Source organism: Paenibacillus sp. LRG-1 (assembly GCF_057220305.1).
Map to the genome: position 1 here is coordinate 1,778,319 of NZ_CM170126.1, position 23,308 is coordinate 1,801,626.

At 44.6% G+C, this 23,308-nt stretch carries 20 protein-coding genes; 16 read left to right on the top strand and 4 right to left on the bottom strand.

What is annotated here, in order from left to right; genetic code table 11:
• Window positions 1-182: 182 nt before the first annotated feature.
• The 7 genes from ACUUJN_RS07910 to ACUUJN_RS07940 all read left to right on the top strand — a co-directional run bounded on the left by ACUUJN_RS07910 (window position 183) and on the right by ACUUJN_RS07940 (window position 7,896).
• Complete coding sequence (locus ACUUJN_RS07910; RefSeq protein ID WP_069080722.1) at window positions 183-878, top strand: AroM family protein; 696 nt, start codon at window positions 183-185, stop codon at window positions 876-878.
• Between the two features lie 26 nt (window positions 879-904).
• Complete coding sequence (locus ACUUJN_RS07915) at window positions 905-1,855, top strand: aminopeptidase (RefSeq protein WP_053325047.1); 951 nt, start codon at window positions 905-907, stop codon at window positions 1,853-1,855.
• Between the two features lie 15 nt (window positions 1,856-1,870).
• Entirely contained in the window at window positions 1,871-2,497 is a 627-nt protein-coding gene (locus ACUUJN_RS07920) for an aspartate/glutamate racemase family protein (RefSeq protein ID WP_484669480.1), read from the top strand.
• A gap of 258 nt (window positions 2,498-2,755) precedes the next feature.
• Window positions 2,756-4,291 (top strand): PucR family transcriptional regulator, encoded by a 1,536-nt coding sequence (locus ACUUJN_RS07925; protein ID WP_069080724.1) that lies wholly within the window; start codon window positions 2,756-2,758, stop codon window positions 4,289-4,291.
• 34 nt (window positions 4,292-4,325) lie between these two features.
• Window positions 4,326-5,012: a response regulator transcription factor gene (locus ACUUJN_RS07930; protein WP_484669481.1), complete on the top strand. Its 687-nt coding sequence runs from the start codon at window positions 4,326-4,328 to the stop codon at window positions 5,010-5,012.
• Window positions 5,009-6,592 carry a sensor histidine kinase gene (locus tag ACUUJN_RS07935; protein ID WP_484669482.1) on the top strand — a complete coding sequence of 528 codons (1,584 nt, stop codon included), beginning with the start codon at window positions 5,009-5,011 and terminating at the stop codon, window positions 6,590-6,592. Before ACUUJN_RS07930 ends, ACUUJN_RS07935 begins: the two co-directional genes overlap by 4 nt.
• 122 nt (window positions 6,593-6,714) lie before the next feature.
• The gene (locus ACUUJN_RS07940) at window positions 6,715-7,896 is read left to right on the top strand and encodes a TolB-like translocation protein (protein WP_484669483.1); all 1,182 of its coding nucleotides are present in this window, start codon (window positions 6,715-6,717) and stop codon (window positions 7,894-7,896) included.
• On the opposite strand, the gene ACUUJN_RS07945 is transcribed toward ACUUJN_RS07940, so the two are convergent.
• The 3 genes from ACUUJN_RS07945 to yhbH form a co-directional block, all read right to left on the bottom strand.
• Window positions 7,883-8,914 (bottom strand): aromatic ring-hydroxylating oxygenase subunit alpha, encoded by a 1,032-nt coding sequence (locus ACUUJN_RS07945; RefSeq protein ID WP_023987826.1) that lies wholly within the window; start codon window positions 8,912-8,914, stop codon window positions 7,883-7,885. The two genes, ACUUJN_RS07940 and ACUUJN_RS07945, sit on opposite strands and share 14 nt — an antisense overlap.
• Before the next feature lie 214 nt (window positions 8,915-9,128).
• Window positions 9,129-10,571, bottom strand: coding sequence for a SpoVR family protein (locus ACUUJN_RS07950; protein WP_340858800.1), 1,443 nt, complete (start codon window positions 10,569-10,571; stop codon window positions 9,129-9,131).
• On the bottom strand, window positions 10,568-11,734 hold the full coding sequence (gene yhbH, locus ACUUJN_RS07955; RefSeq protein ID WP_023987828.1) for a sporulation protein YhbH: 1,167 nt from the start codon (window positions 11,732-11,734) through the stop codon (window positions 10,568-10,570). The genes ACUUJN_RS07950 and yhbH overlap by 4 nt, the downstream gene beginning before the upstream one ends.
• A 164-nt stretch (window positions 11,735-11,898) precedes the next feature.
• On the opposite strand from yhbH, the gene ACUUJN_RS07960 reads away from it, so the two are divergent.
• From ACUUJN_RS07960 to ACUUJN_RS07980, 5 genes are all read left to right on the top strand, one after another.
• Window positions 11,899-12,618 (top strand): response regulator transcription factor, encoded by a 720-nt coding sequence (locus tag ACUUJN_RS07960; protein ID WP_023987829.1) that lies wholly within the window; start codon window positions 11,899-11,901, stop codon window positions 12,616-12,618.
• A complete protein-coding gene (locus ACUUJN_RS07965) occupies window positions 12,615-13,685 on the top strand; it encodes a sensor histidine kinase (protein ID WP_028542937.1) in 1,071 nt (356 codons plus the stop codon). The genes ACUUJN_RS07960 and ACUUJN_RS07965 overlap by 4 nt, the downstream gene beginning before the upstream one ends.
• 144 nt (window positions 13,686-13,829) lie before the next feature.
• Entirely contained in the window at window positions 13,830-14,753 is a 924-nt protein-coding gene (locus ACUUJN_RS07970) for an ABC transporter ATP-binding protein (RefSeq protein WP_023987831.1), read from the top strand.
• Window positions 14,750-15,457, top strand: a complete 708-nt coding sequence (locus ACUUJN_RS07975; RefSeq protein WP_023987832.1) for an ABC transporter permease — start codon at window positions 14,750-14,752, stop codon at window positions 15,455-15,457. The genes ACUUJN_RS07970 and ACUUJN_RS07975 overlap by 4 nt, the downstream gene beginning before the upstream one ends.
• Before the next feature lie 14 nt (window positions 15,458-15,471).
• Window positions 15,472-16,206, top strand: coding sequence for an ABC transporter permease (locus ACUUJN_RS07980; RefSeq protein WP_013309463.1), 735 nt, complete (start codon window positions 15,472-15,474; stop codon window positions 16,204-16,206).
• Here ACUUJN_RS07980 and ACUUJN_RS07985 read toward each other — a convergent pair whose 3' ends face one another.
• Complete coding sequence (locus ACUUJN_RS07985; RefSeq protein WP_484669484.1) at window positions 16,207-17,568, bottom strand: lanthionine synthetase C family protein; 1,362 nt, start codon at window positions 17,566-17,568, stop codon at window positions 16,207-16,209. It lies immediately after the preceding gene.
• 198 nt (window positions 17,569-17,766) lie between these two features.
• On the opposite strand from ACUUJN_RS07985, the gene ACUUJN_RS07990 reads away from it, so the two are divergent.
• The 4 genes from ACUUJN_RS07990 (at window position 17,767) to ACUUJN_RS08005 (ending at window position 23,215) form a co-directional block, all read left to right on the top strand.
• The gene (locus ACUUJN_RS07990) at window positions 17,767-17,919 is read left to right on the top strand and encodes an FDLD family class I lanthipeptide (protein WP_023987834.1); all 153 of its coding nucleotides are present in this window, start codon (window positions 17,767-17,769) and stop codon (window positions 17,917-17,919) included.
• 76 nt (window positions 17,920-17,995) lie between these two features.
• Window positions 17,996-19,258: a lanthionine synthetase C family protein gene (locus ACUUJN_RS07995; RefSeq protein ID WP_341058175.1), complete on the top strand. Its 1,263-nt coding sequence runs from the start codon at window positions 17,996-17,998 to the stop codon at window positions 19,256-19,258.
• 50 nt (window positions 19,259-19,308) lie between these two features.
• Window positions 19,309-19,986, top strand: coding sequence for a winged helix-turn-helix domain-containing protein (locus ACUUJN_RS08000; protein WP_023987836.1), 678 nt, complete (start codon window positions 19,309-19,311; stop codon window positions 19,984-19,986).
• A 127-nt stretch (window positions 19,987-20,113) separates the two neighbouring features.
• Complete coding sequence (locus ACUUJN_RS08005) at window positions 20,114-23,215, top strand: lantibiotic dehydratase (RefSeq protein ID WP_484669739.1); 3,102 nt, start codon at window positions 20,114-20,116, stop codon at window positions 23,213-23,215.
• Window positions 23,216-23,308: the final 93 nt, after the last annotated feature.

The window sequence follows — 23,308 nt, forward strand, 5'->3', positions numbered from 1 at the left end:
AATAATAGCGCTATGATTTTGTTTTTTTATCCTTTATGCACAACAAACAAGCCTTTGTTTTGGTCAGGACGAACATTGTTTATGTTAGGAAAGTTGCAGTAACATAAGTTAAAACTATTCACCAGAACCGAAATAAAGGCAGACCGCGGGCTTGCCCTTTGTCGCCAGGAGCGTAAAATAAAATGAAGCGAAAGCAGGGATTCAAAATGCATAAGCTTGGGATGATTACGATTGGGCAAGCCCCCCGGTCAGATGTGACCCCTATCGTAGAAAGGGCATTGGAAGGACGGGCAGAGCTGGTACAGGCTGGTGCGCTAGATGGGCTCTCATTGGACTATATACAACAGCATCTATCACCGTCACCGGGAGAATATGTATTAACCTCGCGCTTGACGACCGGGGAGTCGGTGGTCATTTCACGCGAAAAAATCCAGCCACTGCTCCAAGACAAAATCACACGTTTGGAGGAGCAAGGCATACGTACTATTTTGCTACTCTGTACCGGTGTGTTTCCTGGATTGCATACCCGAAGCGCTTTTCTAATTGAGCCAGATCATGTGCTTCCTCCTGTACTAAAGGCCATGTCCAGCGGAAGAAGGTTGGGTCTCATTGGACCGCTCGAAGAACAGAAGAACAACCTCAAGCTTAAATTCAGCCCTTATGGATTGAATCCAGAGTTTGCGGCAGCCTCGCCTTACAGTGGCAGTGAGGAAGAATTTCGCCGAGCAGCAGGACAGTTCAAGAATCAAGCCGATCTGATCGTACTGGATTGCATGGGCTATACGGAAACGCATAGAGAGCTAGCGGCGCATTACTCAGGGGTTCCCGTTGTATTGTCCAATGCCTTGATTGGCAAACTGGTATCGGAAATGGTGTAAGGAGCTAAAAATTGGAGGTAAGAACTATGAGTCAACAACGTATTGAAATCAGTAAAAATGTATTGCAAAAATGTTTGGGACTTACCGCTGGGGAGACGCTTCTGGTCGTAACCGACGATGATAAAAAAGAATTGGGCGAGTCCATATATGAAGCTGGCAAGGCACTGGGGGCAGAAGCAGCTATTTTGACGATGAAGGTTCGCTCCAAATCGGGCGAGGAGCCTCCGGCCCCTGTTGCCGAAGCCATGCTTCGCTCCAACGTTGTTGTATGTGTCACCCGGTATTCGCTGACACATACAAGTGCCCGTAAGCAAGCCGCAGCTGCTGGAGCACGCCTGGCGACCATGCCCGGCATGACAGACGATATGTTCATGAATGGAGCAATTGCTGCTGATTATCCGAAGGTCAAGGCGCTGACCGAAGAGGTGACCGCATTGCTGACTGCTGCCAAGCAGGTACGGATTGAAAAGGAAGGATATAGTCTGAACTTTACCATAGAAGGGCGCAACGGCGTTCCCAGCACAGGTATGTATTTGAATCCTGGCGAATCGGGGAACCTGCCTTCAGGTGAAGCGTATATTGCTCCGCTGGAAGGAATGGCACAGGGTCAGATTGTGGTGGACGGTTCTGTAGCAGGAATCGGTGCCTTAAAAGAGCCACTGCTGCTGACGGTGCAAAATGGTAGATTAATCGCCGCAGAAGGGGAAGCCGGACAGTCCCTGTTGGATATGCTCGGCGAAGGCGATGGTAGAATGCTGGCCGAATTTGGTATTGGAACGAATGATAAAGCCCGCATTACAGGTGTTGTGTTAGAGGACGAGAAAGTATATGGCACGATTCATGTCGCTTTTGGCAGCAATAATACTTTTGGGGGAACTGTCGCTGCGGGTGTACATATTGACGGAGTCGTACAAAAACCGGATGTATATCTGGATGATCGTCTGATTATGAAGGCTGGTCAGTTGCTAGAGCGATAAAGGGAGGAAGTTATCATGCTTGGAATGATCAGAGTGCTTACCATGCAGGACAAAGCAGCTATCGACCTTCACGGCCGGGTCATTGAGCAGCGCTACGGGCTACCTGTCACCAGTGTATGTATTCCCGATCAGCCGAAAGGGATCTACGATGATATCACAGACCGGGAAGCGGTGCCTAAAATTGTGCTCGCGGCGCAACAACTCGTTGAACAAGGCTGTACGTCTATCGGTATTAGCTGCGCGGCTGATCCAGCGCTAGAGGAAACTCGTCAGGCTGTATCTGTACCTGTATACGGGGCGGGGTCCTGTGCGGCACTCTTGGCTCTGACATCGGCCAGCCGTGTAGGCGTGTTGACCATTTTGGAGGAGGCTCCGCCGCTGATTCGCCGCATTTTGGGCGATACCTATATCGGTACAGAGCGTCCCATAGGTGTGCAGACGACACTGGACTTGAACACTCCACAAGGTAAAGAGGCAGCTATGGCAGCAGCGTTACGGCTTCAGGAGAAGGGGGCTGAGGTAATTGTACTTGCCTGCACAGGTTTTGTAACGATGAACTTTGCGCCAGAGCTGGAGCGTACACTAGGGATTCGGGCTATTGACCCGATTGTGGCGTTGGGTGCAGCTGTTTCGGTACGCTAGCAGCCACTTCGTGTGGGGTACAAGCAGGATAGTTCTTAAACTTCATTATAAATAGTTGAATATTAAAATAAACCGCCTTTTCCAGAAAAGGGCGGTTTATTTATGTTCCATTGAGCTCCTAAAGATAGGAATGGGCTGGTGTGGATAGATTTGACCAAGCGGTAAAAGGTTTTGTTTTGTACACTTTTTTGGTACACTATCCTGAAAATTAGATGAACTAAGGATTTTGCAAAATAAATAGCAGGGTGGTCTGTCTTTATGAAAATACCGGGTGTAACAGTTCAAGAGCTCATGGCAATACCCGTGTTGAAGGAGGCGAAGGTATTAAGCGGAGAACAAGGGCTAAGCCGGGTTGTCCGGTTTATTGACATTATGGAAGTCCCTGACCTGAAAGGCTGGGTCCGGGAAGGTGTATTGTTAATGACAACGGCTTATTCGATCCGTCATGAGCCTGAGGTATTGTGTCAAATTATTCAATTACTGCATCAGGGCGGGGCGGCGGCGCTTGTGATCAAGCCTACCCGCTTTCTCACGGAAATTCCCCATAGTGCGCTTGAAGAAAGTAATGCCTGTGGCCTTCCTGTGATTGAGATTCCAGCCGATATTCCCTATACGGATATTACGCAGCGTGTCATGGATATGGTGTTGAACCGACAGGCAGAGCTGCTGCGACGTTCGGAAGAAATCTATCGAACGTTAACGACGATGGTGCTGGAGAACAGTGGCATACAGGCTGTAAGCGATAATATAGCAGAGCTTTTTAAAGCTCCGGTTGCTTTGATTGATAATGGTGGTCAAGCCATTGTCACTTCACCACAAGATTGGGATTGGGCGAAGGTACAAGATGCTCGTCATTTTCCCATTAGTGTGGATAAACGTACAGTCGCCAAGTTGGTCATTGCCCGCAATGAATTGGATGATATGGAGCAGGTTGGTATTGAGCAGGCACGGCTGGTGATGGCGTTAGAATTAATGCGTGAAAAGGCAGTAGAAGATACGGAAAGCCGACTACGGGGGAATTTTATAGATGAGCTCATGACACCTCCGTTGCCGGTGCGGCATGAGGTTGAGCGGAGAGGTCGTCAATTGGGATTCAACCCGGAATATAACTGGGAGGTGGCTGTACTGGAAAGTGCTACGGCTCCGCCAGAAGAGATTCTTTCTGGGTTATTGAGTATGGAATCGACCCGACGGCGTGTGGTGTCTCATATTGAGTTCCGTTCAAATCGTGCGATATTATTTCTGCCGACTCTTCAGCCGAATGATCATCAGAACGCACCTGGCTCTGATCAGGAAACGTCCTGGAGTGATACGCTGAAAAACTGGTCAACTGAAAAAGCCTGGGGTACCGCCGATTATTATTTAGGCATCGGAAGTGCCAAAAAGTTATGGGAGCTGCTGCAAAGCTACAATGAAGCACGTCGTGCCATTACTGTAGCCCAGCGGCTGTATCCTGATAAACGTGTATGCAAATACAGCGATATAGAGATGCACTATATGCTTGGAGAAGCGATGGACAAAGAGGAATTTTCAAATTTGTTTGAACGCAAGCTGGGGAGACTTCAGCAATATGATCGCTCACATGGCAGTGACTTACTCAAAACGTTATTTTATTATTTGGAAAACAGGGGCAGTCTGGTAGATACAGCCAATTATCTTTTTATACATCGTAACTCAGTAAAATACAGATTGGAACGGATACGCGACATGACAGATTTTGATCTTAACGATCCACGTGAGCAGTTTATATGTCATACATGTCTGATTCATTATTATTTGCGGGAACATAGGTAGCTGGAGCGTTTTTTTAATGCAGGGAGGGCAGGACATGGATAAAAAAATACTGATAGCGGACGATGAGGCGAGCATTCGGAATGCGCTGGCTTATGCGTTAAAGCGAGAGGGTTTTTTGGTGGAAACCGCTGTTGATGGGCAGGACGCCTTGGAAAAAGTGCGTTTGTTCCACCCGGATGTGCTCATACTGGATGTGATGATGCCCAAACTGGGTGGATATGAGGTGTGCCGCCGTTTGGAAAGTCGGAAGGGCATCGGTATTTTACTGCTGACGGCCAAAAACGATATCGTTGATAAGGTACTCGGGCTGGAGCTGGGTGCGGACGATTTTATGAGCAAACCGTTTGACCTAAGGGAGCTGCTCGCTCGTATTAAAGCATTGGTACGGAGACTGGAGCGAGAAGGAGCGCCTGCCCCGGAAGGAACAGAAATGGTACTCGGCCCATTACGGGTACGTCCGTCCAGCCGAACGGCTGAACTTGGAGCCATAGCGCTGGATCTGACCCCCAAGGAGTTTGATGTGCTGGCGCTGTTGGTGTCTCATGCCGGGAGGGTGTATACACGGGACGAGCTGCTAGAGCAGGTATGGAGCTTCGATTATGTGGGCGGAACGCGTACGGTGGATATTCATATCCAGCGCTTGCGCAAGAAGCTTGAGCCGCATCAGGCGATATTACAGACCGTGTATGGTATCGGCTATAAGGCAGAGAAAATGACGTGAACGAACATCATTCACTCCATCAGCAAGGAAGCTTGCGGTCCACCGACCAACAGAAGCGCAAACGCAAACCTACAGGCTTAAGCCTGCGTTGGAAATTTCCCCTGGTACTGGCGGCTTTGCTGCTGTTTACTGTCGGTGTGCTGAGCTGGCTCGTGCTTACTGGCATTCGCGCTAACCAGACAGACCAAATGGAACGCAGTTTAAAGCGCCAGGCCGAAATTGTAGAAATGCGTGTAAAACAGTCTTACCTGTTGGGAGTGCGCCAATCACCGGAAGGCTTCATGAAGAAGCAGGCGCCCCAACTCGCAGTGGAACTGGGCGTATCCAGCAATATGCGCGTTATTTTATATGATGGTCAGGGGCATGAGGTTGGCAATTCTCTACCGCTGGCTTTTAGAACAAATGTCAGCCAGGCCCTTTCCTATGCGCTCCAAGGCAAAATTGCGTATATTACGGAAGGTAGCGCAGTCACCTATTTGGCTCCGCTTCAAGGTCCGGACGGCTTACTGGGAGTGGTACAGCTTCATAGCTCAACAGAAGCGCAGCAGCAGTTCTACCAGGCCATTGCCCAGTTGTTTCTATGGACAGGGGGTGCGGTGCTGGTATTGAGCTTTATTTTGGGCTTAGGCTATGTCAGCCGCCAGACGAGAGATATCGGACGACTGACTCGCGCTTCCGAGCAGATATCGACAGGGCACTATCCAGAAGCCAGACTGCTGCGGCGGCAGGACGAGCTGGGAAGGCTGGATGAAGGAATGCTCCAGATGAGTCATGTGATTCGGGAGAGCATTACCGCGCTGGAAAACGAAAAGCTTCGGCTGGAAGAAGCGGTTCAGCGTTTGAGAGAGCTGGAGCAGCAGCAAAAATCTTTTATTGGAAATATCAGTCATGAACTAAAGACTCCATTAACCTCTATTCAGGCTTATGCTGATTTACTGGATATGTATGGGGATGATCCTGAACTGGTGCGTGAAGCGAGAGAAAGTATCAGTAAGGAAACAAAACGGTTGTACGAGCTTGTCGAGGACTCGCTGCGGCTATCTGTGCTGGATAAATATGATTTTGAATTGCATACAGAGGCTGTGAAACTGCATTCGTTGCTGGAAGATGCAGGGAGCCGTATTCGAGGAAAAGCGGCAGCGCGTAGGCTGAATTTTTCGATAGATACCGTTCCTGCCCAGGTGTGGGGAGACCCTAAGCATCTGATGCATATTGTACTGAATTTGCTGGATAATGCAGTGAAGTACAATCGGGACGGTGGATGGATTACGTTATCGAATCGAGTAGAACAGGACACCGTGATTGTGTGTATACGCAATTCCGGCCCATGGATTCCTAGGGAGCAATGGGACATGATTTTTGAGCCGTTTGCTACCTTAAGTCGTGATCGATCTCGTCAGGACAGCGGTACGGGACTCGGTCTTCCTCTGGCGCACAGACTAGCGGAGCGCATGGGGGGAGAGTTGCAGCTTACAGCTTCAGATCATAGTGGGTTGGAAAATGACAACGGGCATACAAATGTAAGTGGGAATGAATTTTCGCTTAGACTCCCTCTCTTGGTTCACGATGGCTCCCTGTAAACGGCCAACTGTTAGCACAGGGCTAAAATGGTGTCTTGTTTACAATTTGGAAACAATCCGATGTATTCATGAGATGTTCGGACATTAAAATGGGGGTATCGTTAACAAGGAGGCCGTTGTACATGATAAAGAAAAACATAGACAGCTATGGGCAAAAGAACGGCTCCCCTCGTCGCGAAGATTCCCGCACAAGAGTTTTCAGACAGAAAGCTACGGGGGTGCTCATGATCGGCATAATCGCCGGGGGATTGCTCAGCGGTTGCGGCATAAAGAGCGCAGGAGAGACAAATCCAGCATCCGGTATGAAACCGGGGCAACAGCTTACTGTGATTGACACGGATGCAGCCCAGCAGCAAGTAACGGACGAGCTGGTGGTATCGTCTATCGACAGGCTGGGGGATGTCTACGCGAGGTCTTGGCTGAGCGACGAAGAGCTGATTGTGGAGCGTAAAACCCAGCTGTGGATTCATAATGTAGAGACCGACAAGGAGCGGATTTTAACGCCAGGTCGTAAGGCTCCGCAGTTACTTGCTGTGGTATCACCGGATCAGCGCCATGTCTTTTTTACTGAAGGCAGCACTAGCAGCAAATATGATATCCAGGGCTACATTTTGGAGCTAAGCAGTGGTAAGGTTACATCGATCGGCAAGCTGGATATGACTAACGAAGTGAGCTGGAGCGATGAGAATGATCTCATTACAGGCACACCGGATGGTAAAATCCAGCTCATTGGTCTGGACGGCAAAGCTAAAGAATTGAGTTTTCAAGATCCGAATCGCTCTGAATTGATGTCTCATGTCGAAAAAGTGGGTAACGCCATATTTTATACAGGCAGTGATAAACAAGGGTATCCGGTGCTGAATCGGTTCACCCTCAATCATTCTCAGGCTGTGACCATTGCAGAGGGGGCCATGTCCTTTGCCGTGTCGCCTGATGGTAAGTCAATTGCCATTGAAAAACGGAAATGGAATACATCCGAACCAGCCCGTATGATCATTTTGGATGAACAGGGCAAAGAGAAAGGAATCATCGGTCAAGGCACTTTAATGAGTCGTGGAAGCTGGTCCAGCGACGGGTCCAAGCTTGCTTATTCCATTTATGATGAGGATCAGCAAGGCATGAGAGGGCTGTATGTGTTTGACCAGTCCACGGGTAAAACCACTCCGGTTACGACCGATATCCAATCCTATGACAGCCCAACGGTATGGAGCCCATCCGCCCGGTTTTTATCCATGTACCAGAACATCTCGGAAGGTGGAAAACAGCTCAATCAAAGCTACATCGTCGAATTTAAGAGGAAGTAGTTTCTGGACCCAGTCGTACACGAGGCTCATCGTTGACAAGGAAATCATACCAGCGGTTGCGAAACCGAACCTGAGGTCCATCAGCGGGGACGTGTGCCTCCATTCGCAGCGCTTCTGGGATTGGACGCGGATGCTGGCTTTCCACCACAGCCCGATCCTCTTCCAGCACCTTGCCACTGTATCTGGAAAAAATGTGGCTCATACCCGGTACAAATCTGGCAAAATTACGTCCAGCCAGTCCGTAGATGGCAGTTAACTCTTGCTCAATCGGAGTGAAGGTGACGAAATTAATAAACTTGCTGCGTCCTTCCTTGGCGGGAGTCAAAATCCATTGCTGTGGAAAGGTATATTGTAATAAACCTTTCCCGTTTTTTACTCGAATATGATTGTCATCCGCTTCAAACTCGATATGAATGTCGGTGGAGGATTTTTTACCGATCGTTTTGTTATGGACAATTGGCAAATGAGCGACATCCAGCACGCTCTCCACAACTCTCGTCAGATGTGCCTTCCACACGGAATCGTAGGGAGACAAAATGAGAGAGGGGTCCTCCAGCTCGGGGAAAATCTCCAGAGGAGGGGGGGATGTGGATGTTCCCAACCCTGAGTTTATCTCAGACTTTGAGCCAACGGCCTGAGGATATACCCACAGCAGGCCGGCTTTTTCAATCACGGGATAGGCATAGGTATGAGCAAACTCAGGAATAGCCCGTCCCGGATGTGCCGGAATATCCACACACTGCCCACTCTCATCGAAAGACCATGCATGATATGGGCATGTGATGTGCCCGTTTTGACAATAGCCGAGCGACAAATCAGCTCCTCGGTGCGGGCAATAAGCATGGATGGCATGTACCTGACGATGATCATCACGGTACAGGACAAAATCTTTGCCAAGCAATCGCTTTTTAAGCGGTTTATTTTTTAGCTCCTTGGACCAGCCAACGGCGTACCAGGCAATCGGGAATACCTGCTGGTCACTTTCACGAACTTCACGAAAGCTGGGATGGGTGTTCATCTATATCAGCGCTCCTCGTTCTGCTTCTCAATTATGACCCGTGGGTCATTTATTATATTAGTATAATACACCCCTGATCCAAAACGAAACAGGTGTCCTGAAATTGGCAAGAAACGAAGGTCGCTTAAGGTTGTATGAAATAGTAAAAAAAGGTGCATATCCTTTTTAGGAATGCCCCTTTTTTAAATTAGGCTGGCTATTTGATTTTGTATGACTATACAAACTTACGATGATGTTTCTTACCGTCATATGAGAATAAGGCAAGCTTACCCTCAATCAAGGTTTCCAAATGAACGGTGCGCCCCCACAGCTGATATACATACGGAAGTGTGCGCTCCATATATTTTAAATCCAGCTCAATGCCTTCGTACTGGTGCTTGAGCTTCAACTCGCCCGTATGCAGGTAATCTCCATCCTCGACGACGATATAAGGGGAGCCTCCATTCACACGTGAAAACACGAGCTGATCCCGTATGTTTTCCCAGGATTTATCGGTGATTTTCCAATCGGGTCCCCGTTTCTCAAACACGTACAGATCCAAATCCTCTGTCAGTTTCTTGGTCATGTAATTGCGTATAAAAGAGGTGTCTGAGTCGAACTCTCGTACCTCGAACATTTTAGCGCGTCCTTCGCCCGGTTTGCGTCCTTGTCGCTCTTGCTCCTCACGGGTTGGGTTATCCCATCGTTTTTCAATATCCTCAAATATTTTCAGTCCCAAATAGTACGGGTTCAGGCTTTGCTTGGAAGGCTGTACGACAGAAGCGTTCAGCATCGCAAATTCAACGGTTTCCTCCCCGGTTAAATCCAGTTCCCTTACAATCCGCTGGTGCCAATAGGAGGCCCAGCCTTCATTCATGATTTTGGTCTCCATTTGGGGCCAGAAATACAGCATTTCGTCCCGTAGCATCGTCATAATATCCCGCTGCCAGTCCTCCAGCACCTCCGAGAATTCCTGAATAAACCAGACGATATCTTTTTCAGGTTCCGGTGGGAACTTGCGTACCTTGATGCCCTCGGTCTCGGTCGGATCATGCTGCTTCGCTGTTTCCAGTGACCATAGATCATCGTAAGGCCCAGGAGGGCGCTGGCGTTTTCCAGGTTCTTTCTGCTCCCGAATTTTGAGCTCCATGTAACGCTGTTTATCCAGATGCCTTGGTTTGATGATCTGTGGGTCTACATGCTCTTGTATCGCCAGTACAGAGTCAATGAAGGATTCCACAGCCTTTGACCCGTATTCCATTTCATAGCTGTTGATTCGATCTGCTGTGGCCGACATACTTTCCACCATATTGCGATTAGAAGCTGAAAAGCGAGCGTTGTGTTTAAAAAAATCACAGTGTGCCAGTACATGGGCGACAATCAGTTTATTCTGCACCAAAGAATTTCCTTCCAGCAGGAAGGCATAGCAGGGATTGGAGTTAATGACCAGTTCATAGATTTTGCTCAATCCAAAATCGTACTGCATTTTCATCTTGTGAAACGTTTTTCCAAAACTCCAGTGGCTGAAGCGCGTGGGCATACCATAGGCTCCGAACGTGTATACAATATCCGCCGGACAAATCTCATACCGCATCGGGTAGTAGTCGAGCCCGAATCCATCGGCAATCTCCATAATTTCTGATATCGCATATTCTAGCTCCTTCTGGTCGGTACTCATCCCACCGATCCCCCTTCCCGTTTGCGAAAAAAGGTACGTAAGGCTTGGTATACCTCACCTTTTTCCTTGATGACATAGTACATAAACTGATCCTTTTTAATATTCTTGTAGGCTGACATCAGCGTGCTGCTGCGATTATATTGATTCACTTCTCCATAGCCGAACATATTGCTCCGCTTTATAAGTTCCTCGATTAGCTTCACACACCGCTCATTGTCCGAGGTCAGGTTATCGCCATCCGAGAAATGGAAGGGATAAATATTGTAGCTGGAAGGAGGATATCGTTTGTCGATAATCTCCAGTGCTTTCAAATAAGCGGAAGAGCAGATCGTGCCGCCACTTTCTCCGCGGGTAAAAAATTCTTCTTCCGTAACCTCTTTAGCCTCGGTATGATGCGCGAGAAAGACAATTTCCACCTTTTCATACTGACGGCGCAAAAAGCGGGTCATCCAGAAAAAGAAGCTGCGAGCGCAATATTTTTCAAAAGAGCCCATCGAACCTGAGGTGTCCATCATAGCTATAATCACCGCGTTGGATTGGGGAATGGTCTTCTCTTCCCATGTTTTGTAGCGAAGATCGTCCGGACTAATATGATGAATGCCCGGTTTCCCCTCACGGGCGTTGCGGCGCAGATTTTCGAGAATGGTTCGTTTCTTGTCAATGTTCGCTTGCATGCCTTTTTTACGTATATCATTAAATACGATAGATTCAACCTCAATTTGATCCTTGTCTTTTTGCTGTAAATTCGGCAATTCCATTTCCTCAAACAGCATATCTTCCAGTTCTTCTATGCTGACTTCCGTTTCCATAATATCGTGTCCCGGCTGGTCGCCGGCTTTCTCACCTTTACCTGGCTTCTGGGAAGCAGGATCACGTCCAATGACATCCCCCACCTGACTGTCGCCATCTCCTTGGCCTACATGCTTTTGCTTTTGATAGTTATAAATGAAGCGATATTCATCCAGACTGCGAATCGGCACTTTAATAATCTGTTGACCGTCCGACATAATAATATTTTCTTCCGTTATCAGATCGGGTAGATTTTGCTTAATGACATCTTTGACCTTCTGCTGATGACGTTGCTGGTCCTGGTACCCTTTGCGATGCAGCGACCAATCTTCGCGGGATACGACGAATGAATATGGCTGGCGTGGTTCCGGCATTATTAGGCACCCCCCAAGTGGATACACGGCACAGTTTGGCCTTGTTGGTTATTAAGTATATTCACGGGGATGAACGATATGTGATGGAACTCGATTTAAATTCTGCCCGTTTGCTTTTATAATGAAAGTAAAAAATGTAAAAAAAGAATGGAGAACCTTGGGTTATGGAAGAAATTGCAGTACTTATAGTAGACGATGAGCAGGGGTTGCGGGATATGCTGACAACGGTGTTAAAAAAAGAAGGATTCCTTCAAGTCAAGCATGCTGCAACGGGTCGGGAAGCGCTGCAAGTCGTGATGGAATCTCATGTGGATGTGATTGTACTTGATGTTATGCTGCCTGATAACGATGGGTTTGAGGTGTGTCGTCAAATGCGTCTATATACGGATGCCCCTATTCTTTTTTTGACGGCAAGAGATACAGACCTAGACAAATTAATGGGGTTTGGTATCGGAGGGGACGATTATATTACCAAACCGTTTAACCCGCTGGAAGTCGTTGCGCGTATGAAAGCTCGAATGAAATATCGGAAAGTTTCGACAGTGGCCATGAAACCGACCTTACGCACTTTAGATTTTGGATATTTTCGTCTGGAACTGGAATCCGGTGTATTGTATGTGGAGGACAAGCAGGTCGATTGTCCGGCACGTGAATGGTTACTGCTGGTATTTCTGTGCAAGCATCCTAACCGTATTTTCAGTGTACGGCAGCTTTATGAGGCGATATGGAGCGAGGCCTTCTTGGGTGATGAGAAGACCGTAGTGATTCATATCTCCCGTTTGCGGAAAAAAATAGAACCTGATCCCAAGCACCCGCAATTTTTAATCAATGTAAGAGGGCTTGGTTATAAAATGATGTCAGTCAAGATGGAGGAGCAAGAATGAACTCTCTAGTTAAGATGTCCTTTCGTTTTATGAAAGTAACGTTATGCTTTGTACTGGCCTATGTTCTATGTTTTGTTATTTGCACGATCTTATATATTTTTATAAAAAGTATATTTGGAGCATCTCAAAATATAAATATTGATCTATTCTGGACAGGACTTGGTATCGTGCAGAGTGTTGTGTTCATAGCTGCCTACGGATGGTATATAGGCAAACCTTTGGTGTATGTAATTAAATGGATTGGAAATATTGCGACAGGGGAATTCCAAGCGCCGCTAAGTGAACTGGAACTGCCAGAGGGCAAAAAAAATCAGAAAAATAGTTATAAACCTCCGTATCAATTGTATAAAGAAGTTTTTGAACAAATGAACATCTTATCGGCCCAATTGCGCAGCAATGAGGAAGAGAGAGTGGAAATAGAGAAACGAAAACAGCAGTGGGTAGCAGGTGTAAGCCATGATCTGAAAACACCATTATCTTATATTGAAGGATATGCGGTCATGCTGACTGCTCAAGAGTATGACTGGTCTGATGAAGAAAGAAGAAGCTTTAGTATGGGTATCAGTGAGAAAGTGACGGAAATGAAGCAGTTGATTCAGGATTTGAATGCTTCTATGCAGCTTAAGGAAGGTCCATTGCCAATCCAATTGGAGAAGGAGGACATTGTGGAGTTTCTACGTAGTGCGGTCATAGATATCGCTAACCATCCTTCAGCCGAGCAATACGAATTTTCTTTTACGTCAATGGACGCGGCATGTATTATGCCCTTCGATAGTAAATTATTAGGCAGAGCGCTCCAGAATTTTTTGATTAATGCTATCATTCATAATCCTCCAGGTACACACGTTTCCATGGAAGTAAGCAAAGCGAACGATAAGCTTCATATTTCTATCGAAGACGACGGAATAGGAATGAATTCCAATGAGTACATGCAGGTATCTCATTCCCAAGGGCATGGAATACCTATTGCCAAAAGCTTTATTGAGGCGCATAACGGAACGCTTCATATCCTTTCAGGCAGTAAAGCGGGTACTAGGATGGAGATTTCACTGCCGCTAAACATCTAACTTTTTAACATTTGATCTCACATTTTGCAGTTTGCTCGGTTTTTTTGCCTGTTGTTTAGGGACTGTTTACCTGATGTTTACTTTACTTCAGTAAACTGTATGTAACTTAAGCTTCAGCATTAGAAGTCGAGAGGAGATCAGGAAATGTCTGAATATGTAATACATACACAGCAGCTAACTAGGCGTTTTGGAAAACGGGAATTTGTAAAACGAATAAATCTCCAGGTACCCGGACAGCAGATTTATGGATTTTTAGGACCTAATGGAGCGGGTAAAACAACCACGATTCGTATGCTACTTGGGCTGATTAAATCCACATCCGGGGAAATTGAGATTTTTGGGAAAAAGCTGAAGGATCAGCGTATGGAAATATTGAAGGATATTGGTTCCTTGGTTGAATCACCTGCCTATTATGCCCATTTATCCGCATATCGAAATTTAGAAATCGTTACAACCATGCGTGGACTGCCGACCCGAAGAATTCATGAAGTGCTGGATTTAGTGAGATTAACCAAGGATGCGTATCGTCCGGTAAAGGGATATTCCTTGGGGATGCGACAAAGACTGGGGATTGCTATGGCGCTTATTGCCAACCCCAAATTATTGATACTTGATGAACCGACGAATGGTTTGGACCCGTCTGGTATTCAGGAAATTCGGGAGTTAATTATGAGCCTCCCTGGCGCTTACGGAATGACGGTACTGGTTTCGAGCCATTTATTAAGCGAAATTGAGCAGATTGCAACCTATGTAGGAATTATTAATCAGGGTGAAATGATCTTCCAGGGAACGATGAAGGAACTCACCGCCAAAAGCAAGCCTCAATTATTCATTGAAACCCCAGATCCTGTTCTGGCTGCCGGTGCACTGATTCAGCATGGGTGGACGGCCGGAGCTGAATCGATTGAACAAAATGAGGTCGTGACTCCTATTGTAGATCGGCAACAATCTTCGGAGATGATCAAGGTGCTTGTGGAACACAATCATCCCATTTATCGGGTCACAGAGAAGAAAAAAACATTGGAGGAGATATTCCTGGAACTGACAGGTAAGGAGCGAAGCTTATGATACTCCGGGTTATAAAGGCAGAGGGGCTTAAGCTGAAGAAAATATGCTGGTGGATTCCTCTTATACAGGGGTGTGTACTTACAGGCATGACTGCTGTGGAATGGTATCTTTACTTTCGGCAAGGACCGGGAGGTGTCTACGCTGGTTTTGCCGTTATGTTTATGTTCCTTTCGTTTGTGATGCTGCTTGGCGGTACACTTTTGGCGAGCATTATGGCCGGTACAGAGCATGATACTCAAACATGGAAGCAGCTTATGGCCATGCCTGTTCCCAGAAGTTATATCTATTTATCCAAAATCGTATGGATTGTGATTCTGCAGTTGGGTACCGCCTTGATCACTGTAGCAGGTATGAGCCTCATCTGGGTGTTATATACAAACGAACCCATTCCTTGGCGGATCATGTTGTTACAGCCGATTAATGCAAGCTTGGCTACCCTACCAGTACTTGCAATTCAACTTTGGCTGTCTACGCTTTTCACTAATCAGGCATTCCCATTAGCGTTTGGTATATTCGGTTCAATTGCAAGCTTGTTTTTGGCACGCACAAGTATTCTGTGGATTAAAATATTGCCTTGGTCGTACCCTGCATTATCAAGTCCTCTGATGAAGGAACACATGATTTGGGTGATCGTTGCTTTAAGTGCAGGAGTCATCTTTACGGGACTTGGTACACTACAGTTTACCAAGCATGAATTCAAATAGAGAGGAAAAGATACATGGGCTCTATTTTACGCGTGGAGACAATAAAGCTTCAATGGATCATGGTTTGGATTCTCATTATATTGGATGCGATCATAAATTCTTTAATGGGAGTCCTGGAACTGAATGATTTGAAGCAGTTTTTTTCACCCAGTTGGTTAACTTTATATACTTATTCAGCGCAATTTCACTCTATGTTTTTTTATCCGCTCTATTGTGGAATTATTGCTTCTCTTTTGTGTGCGTACGAGCACCGGGATGGAGGATGGAAGATTTTATTGAGCAGCCCGTATCCTCGTCAGCAAATTTATTATGCAAAATATATATTGCTCATTCTCATACTGGGTCTGGATCAGCTTATATTTATAGTAGGCTATTTTGTAAGTGGAAATATAGCAGGTGCTCCAGGAGAAATCCCTTGGTCTGTCGTTCTTTCTACCGGTTTGGGAGGTTGGCTCGGGATTTTTCCCCTGGCAGCACTACAGCTTATGCTCTCGATAAAAATTCGGAATTTTGGAGCTTCTCTGGGAATGTCCATTTGTTGTGTGGTTCCTAATATTGTCATAACAGGCTTTCACTCTTCCATAGGTGCGTGGTTTCCTTTTACGATTCCTTATTATATTATGATGCCGCAAACAGCGACTTATGCACCCAGAGTTGAGCCTTATAGTCTCGGACTGATTGTCATTTTTACGTTTTTAGCCTATCTGTATGGTGGAAGAAAGATGTTTGTGAATAGGGACTGGTTGTAGTTAGGATAGCATGAGGATGTAATCCCAACCGATCTCTTTGTTCTCAGAAACACTTAATAAAGCAGCTGCAATCCCAGCAACGCCTTCAAGCATGCCCGCTTTTGTCAGCCAAGTTAAAGAGCCATCTGACCTTGGCTCGGGGTCCAGATATCCAAGTGGGCTATCCATTTGAAAGCGATCAAGCAGACAATTCGTTAACTGTTGAATAAGCGGGAGAAACGCAGGCTCTTTACTATGACACCACATTCGCCAAGAGATGGTAAGTAATCCGGCAAGACCGTGACAGAGTGCAGAAGAGTCCATTTCCCGCTTAGCTATCTCATAGGAGATTGCACCGACACAAGCTTTCACAGCCAATTTTTGCAGTTCCTCATTATGGAGAGCCTTTCCGGCAAGAAATAGGGTACAGGCAATGCCGGGGGTACCGTAACACCATGCTTCTCTTGCTCGTTCCAAATCAAACCGTAGAGAGCCTGTTTCAGCTTCGAATGGAACAATATGAGGCCAGTAGCTACCATATTCATCTTCATATTTATACTTAAGCAACCATTCCGCAATGGTTTCAATCGCTTGATATTGGCCTTTTACTTCAATTCCAGCACTGTAAGCTACAGATAATAAAGCCAACGGTCCAGGAATACCGTGTGCCATTCCACAATTAAAATTGCCCAGAGGATAGTTACGTTTATCCCGGTCTAAAAATTGAAACTTTTGCGGAGAGTACCAGCCTGGGACATAATGATTGTGAATATGTATGGGATGTGTAAGATCGGTGAGAAATCGAAGAATAGGCTCAACGAGAGGAGTACAGATAGGATTGTTTGTGTTCATCAAAATATATCTTCCAATCCCGGATGCTCCTGAAATCGTATCAAAGGCTTGCATGGGCATACCTTCGCACAGACTTAATTGTTCTGTATTTAACTGAAGCCATTGTTCTGTCTGAGGAATCATCCATTGATGGATTTGCTGTAAAAAATTGCTGTAGTTTTCTCCATGATTAGAAGCCTCTCTTACGGAAGAAGCGATGCCTGCCCAGCCACTGTAAAGAGAGAGATCGTTAAGACCATTTTTAGCAAGCGAGGATTGGATCTGAGCCATGTTCAAATGTATGGCTTTATTCCAATCATACGAAGGGTCTGTAGCACGCCATTGCGATAGTAAATGAATGTTACCAGGATAACCATGCGAAAGTGAAGTTTCTCCCCATGGGTGGTACTTTGTTTCTGGCGAAACATTGTGTTCCGCATGGACTGCTGCATAGACGGATTCGGGCTCGCATAGACGTAAAGCAATTTTTTTACTAATATCTCTTGCACGAACTTGGTCGGATTGTTGTATAACAAAACTATCAATTTTCATATGAAAGCCTCCATTATTTTTTTCTTCATTATATTGTCACTAAAATCTAGTGTGTTGTCCTTAAAAATACTAAAAAATAATGAAGGTTTATCTTAAATGTACTCGTTGAAATTAAGACAAATGTAAGAATTATATAAAGTCTAGTTAAGATTATATAACTTATAATAAAATTGTAAAAAATAAAAAGGAGGTAACAAGATGAAAAATCAATTTGATCTGGACTTGCAAGTAGCTAAAAATGAGGTTGCTCCAAAAGGAGTTCAACCAGCCAGTGGTATTATCTGTACTCCTTCATGTGCAACAGGTACTTTGAATTGTCAAGTTAGTCTTACCTTCTGCAAAACGTGTTAATAACGAAAATACATGGAAAAAAGGCACGGTTTCTATAACCGTGTCTTTTCCAGTTATGAAAATGAGGGAAGGATTTATGGTTGAAGATTTGAAGGGGAGATCAGTTGAAATCAGTAAGTATATAGCACAAAAGCTAATAGACCTATCATATACAGAAAAGATAGTTAATCATACAAACAACCTTTCACCTTCACGTGGAAATCCCCCTTGGAATCCTGGCTCGCTTGCCGATGGAATTCCGGGTGTGTTTGCGCTGTTGTCCGAATGGGGTTACCTGGAGCCAGATCAAAATTGGGCAGAGCATGTGCATAGTCAGTTACGGTACTTAGATGCTAACTCTCTATTATTATTGCCTCGTATTTCTCTTTATTATGGAACAACAGGAGTAGCTTATGGCATATTATTAGCTTCCAATAACAGAGCTAATTATAACAAACTAATCTCTCAGCTTAATAAGTATATTGAAGTAAAGTGGGGGGATTTACCTGTAATTGGCACAATTACAGAGTTCAGTAGGCAAATGGATATCATCAATGGGCTGCTCGGAGTGGGCAGATACACTCTGGAGGTTGCTGAAGACAAGACGATGTGTGATCTGTCTCGTCAATTATTAGACACCATTACGCACTTTATACCTGAATATATACATTTGTCGTCAAGGGAAGATTCGGCTTCAATCCATCTAGGTTTGGCGCATGGTATCACCGGAATACTTGCACTGCTTGTCACTGCCCTACAAAAAAAGATCAAAGTTGAAGGACTACATGAGGCTATAAAACATATAGCTGATTTTTTGCTTATTCAAATTCAGGAGGATCAATATGGCTGGTATTGGCCTGTAAACTCTCAAGCGTCTTCAATGAACAAGAGAGAGAAAAAAGTAGGGATGAGAGAAATTGAAGGCTGGTGTCATGGAACCTTTGGAATAGCTTGGACATTATTCAGAGCAGGAATTGAGTGCAGTAATGAAGAATGGAAAAAGATAGCGGAAAAAGCTATGGAATCCATATTTTGCTTAGATGATGAGCTACTAAACGCGCTATCCCCTACTTTCTGTCACGGGTTGGCCGGTTTGCTTCATATGGCTCATAGATTCTATAGCTTAACCGGTAATATAGCAGCCTTACACTTTGCCGATCAGATAGCTTTAAAGTTAGTAAATTTATACGATGAAGAGCTCCCATTTGGATACCGGGATTTGGAGGGGACAACTCATGTTCATAATGTAGGAATACTGCAAGGAGCAACAGGGATTGCGTTAAGTTTGCTGGACTATGGAATTGGGAAAGAACATCCTAAATATTCAGGGAGATGGAGTGAATTGTTTCTAATTTCTTAAGGGCGCTCTACCTTATTGCTTATCTGAAGCATTGGTTTTGGGGGGATTAGATGAAACAAAAATTTATGGTTATATCATCTTTTAGGAAGATTAAGCATTTTTTTGAGACTTTAAGCACTCCAGAAAACATTCGAATCATGTTTTATGATTCGCTTTACCAGGCTCTACCGGAGATTGATGAGCAGTGTATCGGTGTAGCTTTGAATCAGGATCATATAACGCTAGAGGACTTGTCTTACTGGCACAGCATTAAAGAAAAATTTACAGTTCCATTTATCTTTCTTTCCTATCATAGTGATGACCAACGGCAATTGGATCTCCTCAAACAACTGTTTTCAATGGCTTCATCTGCATATGAAATGGAAAGAGAACAGCAGGCTATTAGTTTATCACCTAATGTCATTTTTGATCCTGCTGGAAAGGTTATTTGGAAGCAAGGGCATGAGCATATGCTGACTATGATGGAATTCCGATTATTAATGTATCTTCTTACTGCAAAAGAGTGTGCTTCTACGATTGATCACATTATAGACAGAGTCTGGGGAGTGGATGCTTTTACTACGTCTAATACGGTGTATGTGCACATCAGAAAATTGAGAGAGAAAATAGAAGATGATCCAAGTCATCCAAAAATTCTGGTAACATGTCATGGAATCGGTTACAAGTTGAATATATTTCCTAAAAACTTGGAGGTGGTCAGTTGTGAAGAGACAACTGCATTACACTGATGCGCATAAACTACATAATGAAGTGAGAGATCGGGATGAAAGATGGTTTAGTGCATGTGATTTTTTTCTAATCAGAGCTCCATTACTATCGCTAGACCGATATTTTCAGGTGTTTTCGGATCAAGATGTGGACAGCCAGCTTACGTTGGAGGAAATAACTCGTCGATTAAAGTTGATATCCCAAGAAGCTGTTGTTCAAGAAGCCATAGCATTAGCCTCTCCGTCCCTAATGCAGTTTTTACATTACTTGAATGATGGTCATGCTTTGGATGATAAAGGAGAGCTACAGAAGTATGAGAAGACGCTGAACAGCTTTTATCGTTATTTTATTCGGATGACTACCCGAACGACTCCATTTGGGTTATTTTCAGGAGTGGGGCAGGGGATTTGCGGGAAGACCACCGATCTGGATATTGGTAGCTATCCTAAGCATCTGAAGAGAGCCAGACCCGACATGGAATGGATATATAAACTGATTCAAAAAATAGAAGCTGATCCGGCCATATTTAATCAACTAAAGGTTTTCCTAAACAAAACGGTTATGATCAAAGGAAATCGAGCCAAATTACCATTTCGACCTAAGCATGGAGCAGCAGAAGCTGATGATTCGGCAGAAATTTTTAATTCCATTCGGCTTACTGACGTTGTTCGAATGACGTTTGAAGCTGCGGAACATCCAATTCGGGTGATGGAACTGAAAGAAATACTATTAAAGGCATTCCCTGACGCTACTTTGGAAATCATAGCTGATTATTTGCAGCAACTAGTAGAGCAAGAGTTTATTTTGAGCGAGCTTAGACCTCCGTTAATGGATCATTCACCCTTTCATTACATATTCGAAAAAATTAAAAAACTGGACATTTCCGATCCTTGGATTCACATTTTACACGAAATTGATACTTTATTACTTCAATATAATCAATGCACGATTGGAGAAGGAGAGAAGGTCTACCGGAAATTATGTGACAAAATGCTGGATATCATTTCTGTAAAAACACCTGTACAAGTTGATGTTCTTTTGGATAAAGAAGTAACGCTGCCGAAACATGTGCTTGATGAGGTTTCATTAGGGGCTGAAGTCATGTGCAAATTGTATGCATCCCCCAAAACGGATGAATTGGCTGAATATTTGAATCGTTTCTTGGAAAAGTACGGTGTGTATCAGGAGGTTCCTATTCATGAACTGTTTGATGAGGATTGGGGTCTGGGTATACCGGAAATGTATCGTTCAAATGAAAAAAAATCAATGGGCATGGAGGCATTTAAACGCAACGCTGTTCTTTTTCAATGGGTTTCGAATGCCATTTCTAATCATGAAATAGAACTCGCCCTTACAGATGAACAGTTAGAGCAACTGATGATTTCTGATAACTACGACACTTCCCCAGAATCAATGGAGATCTATTACAGTATATTTGCTGAGTCTCCTGAAAAAGTTGATTCTGGAGACTATTCGCTTTTACTTGGAGCCAGTGCTGGCTCGAATAGAGCGGGTAAAACCTTTGGACGTTTTCTGGATATGTTTAGTGAGGAGTTTGTACAAAAATTCTCTGAAATATATAATCATCACCGATGCTTTCATCCCGATGCGTTATTGTCAGAGATGGTTTTTATGCCGGAACAGGGGAAAATATCAAATATCTCATTAAGCAAAAATTTAATGGCATATGAGATTGTGTCGGGAACCACCTCTTCTAAAGATGAGGACCATACGCTCTGTATTGATGATTTAGTGGTGGGTGCTACTCATGATCGTTTTTATGTCAAGTCCAGACGTTTGGGTAAGGAAATAATCCCCTTGCAAACACACATGCTGAATTACAAGCTTTCACCACATATATTCAGATTTCTAACGGATATTACCAATAAAGAGATTGGTACGTGGTCTTATTTTGACTGGGGGCCATTAGAGCAATCCCCTTTTTTGCCAAGACTAGTATATAAAAAGATCATTATTAGTGCTGCGCAGTGGAAACTGAGCAAAGCTTCATTGAATATTTCAGAATCATGCGAGTCCAAAGAAGGAGAAGAACTTTTCCATGTGTGGAGACAACAATGGAATGTACCGCGCTATGTTTATCTAACGATGGGGGATAATCGCCTTTTATTAGACCTATGTAACCTCTTCCATATCAAAGAATTGCTACATGAGGTGAGCAAGACACGTGAAGGACAGGAACTTCTTCTTACCGAGTGTTTGGGTAATCCCTTCCATACCCCAGTACAGGGGACGGCAGGAAGATATATGGGAGAATTTGTGTTTCCACTAAAGAAGAAAAAAATAAAGGTGAAACCGAGTATCCCTAGTTCACAAAACCATATTGTTTCTCAAAACTTCATTACTCATACTCCTTCCAGCATTCATAGAGGCATATTTCCAGGAGGGGAGTGGCTATACCTTAAATTGTACGGAGTCAAGGAAAGAGAGACTGACCTGGTAGGCTTAAGCCTAGGGCATCTCTTAAAACAGCCGGGGTTTAAGGATTGGAGTCGAAAATTTTACTTTTTGCGATACGTTGATCCTGAACATCATATCCGTTTACGTTTTCAGGGAGAGCCCGATAAGCTATGGACAGCTGGTTTGGCGCAATTAAATCAGTGGGCAGCCGAGTTACGTGAAGAGGGGCTAATAACGAATATGGTCATAGATACATACCATCCTGAATTGGAGAGGTATGGAGGACAGACACTTATGGAGCTGGCAGAACAGGTTTTTGACGTGGATAGTCAATGGGTCATCGCCTATATGAAGGGAATTCGCTCTAATGCTTTCAATCTGGACATAGAGATTGCGGCTGTGATTAACATTATTCATTATCTGAGTGGTTTTGGTTTAACGATTCAGGAGCAAGTGAAATGGCTAGAAGAGAGAATTGATTGCAAGCCTCATATGAAGGCGTTCAGGGATGTCAAAAAAACATTGATTACCGCTGTAGAATCGAATTATGAATGGATTGGACAAGCAGATACGAACACACAGGTTGCTTTCTTAGCGCTTGTAGAAAAAAGACAGACTATGATTCAGCAGTATGCTCAAGCGATAATCCTGGCTAAAAATAATCACGAACTTACCAATCCTTCTTATGATATTTTAGGCAGCATCATTCATATGCATTTGAATCGTCTGCTTGGTGTAAATAGGGAGCGAGAAATAAAATGTATGGCTTTAGCTAAGCATACAGTAGCTAACCTGTTGCATAGGAAAGGGGTAAGCTATGTCACAGTCTAATGGACAAACCAATGACCTGATCTCTTTGTCCTATAAAAATATATTTCGTACCTTTTTATTTTGGCCTCGTATATTCAGGCTGCTTTGGGACAC

What these genes read in the sequence shown, in the direction of transcription:
- ACUUJN_RS07910 (WP_069080722.1), top strand. Translation starts at nt 183, where the DNA reads ATGAAGCGAAAGCAGGGATTCAAAATGCATAAGCTTGGGATGATTACG.
- ACUUJN_RS07915 (WP_053325047.1), top strand. Translation starts at nt 905, where the DNA reads ATGAGTCAACAACGTATTGAAATCAGTAAAAATGTATTGCAAAAATGT.
- ACUUJN_RS07920 (WP_484669480.1), top strand. Translation starts at nt 1,871, where the DNA reads ATGCTTGGAATGATCAGAGTGCTTACCATGCAGGACAAAGCAGCTATC.
- ACUUJN_RS07925 (WP_069080724.1), top strand. Translation starts at nt 2,756, where the DNA reads ATGAAAATACCGGGTGTAACAGTTCAAGAGCTCATGGCAATACCCGTG.
- ACUUJN_RS07930 (WP_484669481.1), top strand. Translation starts at nt 4,326, where the DNA reads ATGGATAAAAAAATACTGATAGCGGACGATGAGGCGAGCATTCGGAAT.
- ACUUJN_RS07940 (WP_484669483.1), top strand. Translation starts at nt 6,715, where the DNA reads ATGATAAAGAAAAACATAGACAGCTATGGGCAAAAGAACGGCTCCCCT.
- ACUUJN_RS07945 (WP_023987826.1), bottom strand. Translation starts at nt 8,914, where the DNA reads ATGAACACCCATCCCAGCTTTCGTGAAGTTCGTGAAAGTGACCAGCAG.
- ACUUJN_RS07950 (WP_340858800.1), bottom strand. Translation starts at nt 10,571, where the DNA reads ATGAGTACCGACCAGAAGGAGCTAGAATATGCGATATCAGAAATTATG.
- yhbH (WP_023987828.1), bottom strand. Translation starts at nt 11,734, where the DNA reads ATGCCGGAACCACGCCAGCCATATTCATTCGTCGTATCCCGCGAAGAT.
- ACUUJN_RS07960 (WP_023987829.1), top strand. Translation starts at nt 11,899, where the DNA reads ATGGAAGAAATTGCAGTACTTATAGTAGACGATGAGCAGGGGTTGCGG.
- ACUUJN_RS07965 (WP_028542937.1), top strand. Translation starts at nt 12,615, where the DNA reads ATGAACTCTCTAGTTAAGATGTCCTTTCGTTTTATGAAAGTAACGTTA.
- ACUUJN_RS07970 (WP_023987831.1), top strand. Translation starts at nt 13,830, where the DNA reads ATGTCTGAATATGTAATACATACACAGCAGCTAACTAGGCGTTTTGGA.
- ACUUJN_RS07975 (WP_023987832.1), top strand. Translation starts at nt 14,750, where the DNA reads ATGATACTCCGGGTTATAAAGGCAGAGGGGCTTAAGCTGAAGAAAATA.
- ACUUJN_RS07980 (WP_013309463.1), top strand. Translation starts at nt 15,472, where the DNA reads ATGGGCTCTATTTTACGCGTGGAGACAATAAAGCTTCAATGGATCATG.
- ACUUJN_RS07985 (WP_484669484.1), bottom strand. Translation starts at nt 17,568, where the DNA reads ATGAAAATTGATAGTTTTGTTATACAACAATCCGACCAAGTTCGTGCA.
- ACUUJN_RS07990 (WP_023987834.1), top strand. Translation starts at nt 17,767, where the DNA reads ATGAAAAATCAATTTGATCTGGACTTGCAAGTAGCTAAAAATGAGGTT.
- ACUUJN_RS07995 (WP_341058175.1), top strand. Translation starts at nt 17,996, where the DNA reads ATGGTTGAAGATTTGAAGGGGAGATCAGTTGAAATCAGTAAGTATATA.
- ACUUJN_RS08000 (WP_023987836.1), top strand. Translation starts at nt 19,309, where the DNA reads ATGAAACAAAAATTTATGGTTATATCATCTTTTAGGAAGATTAAGCAT.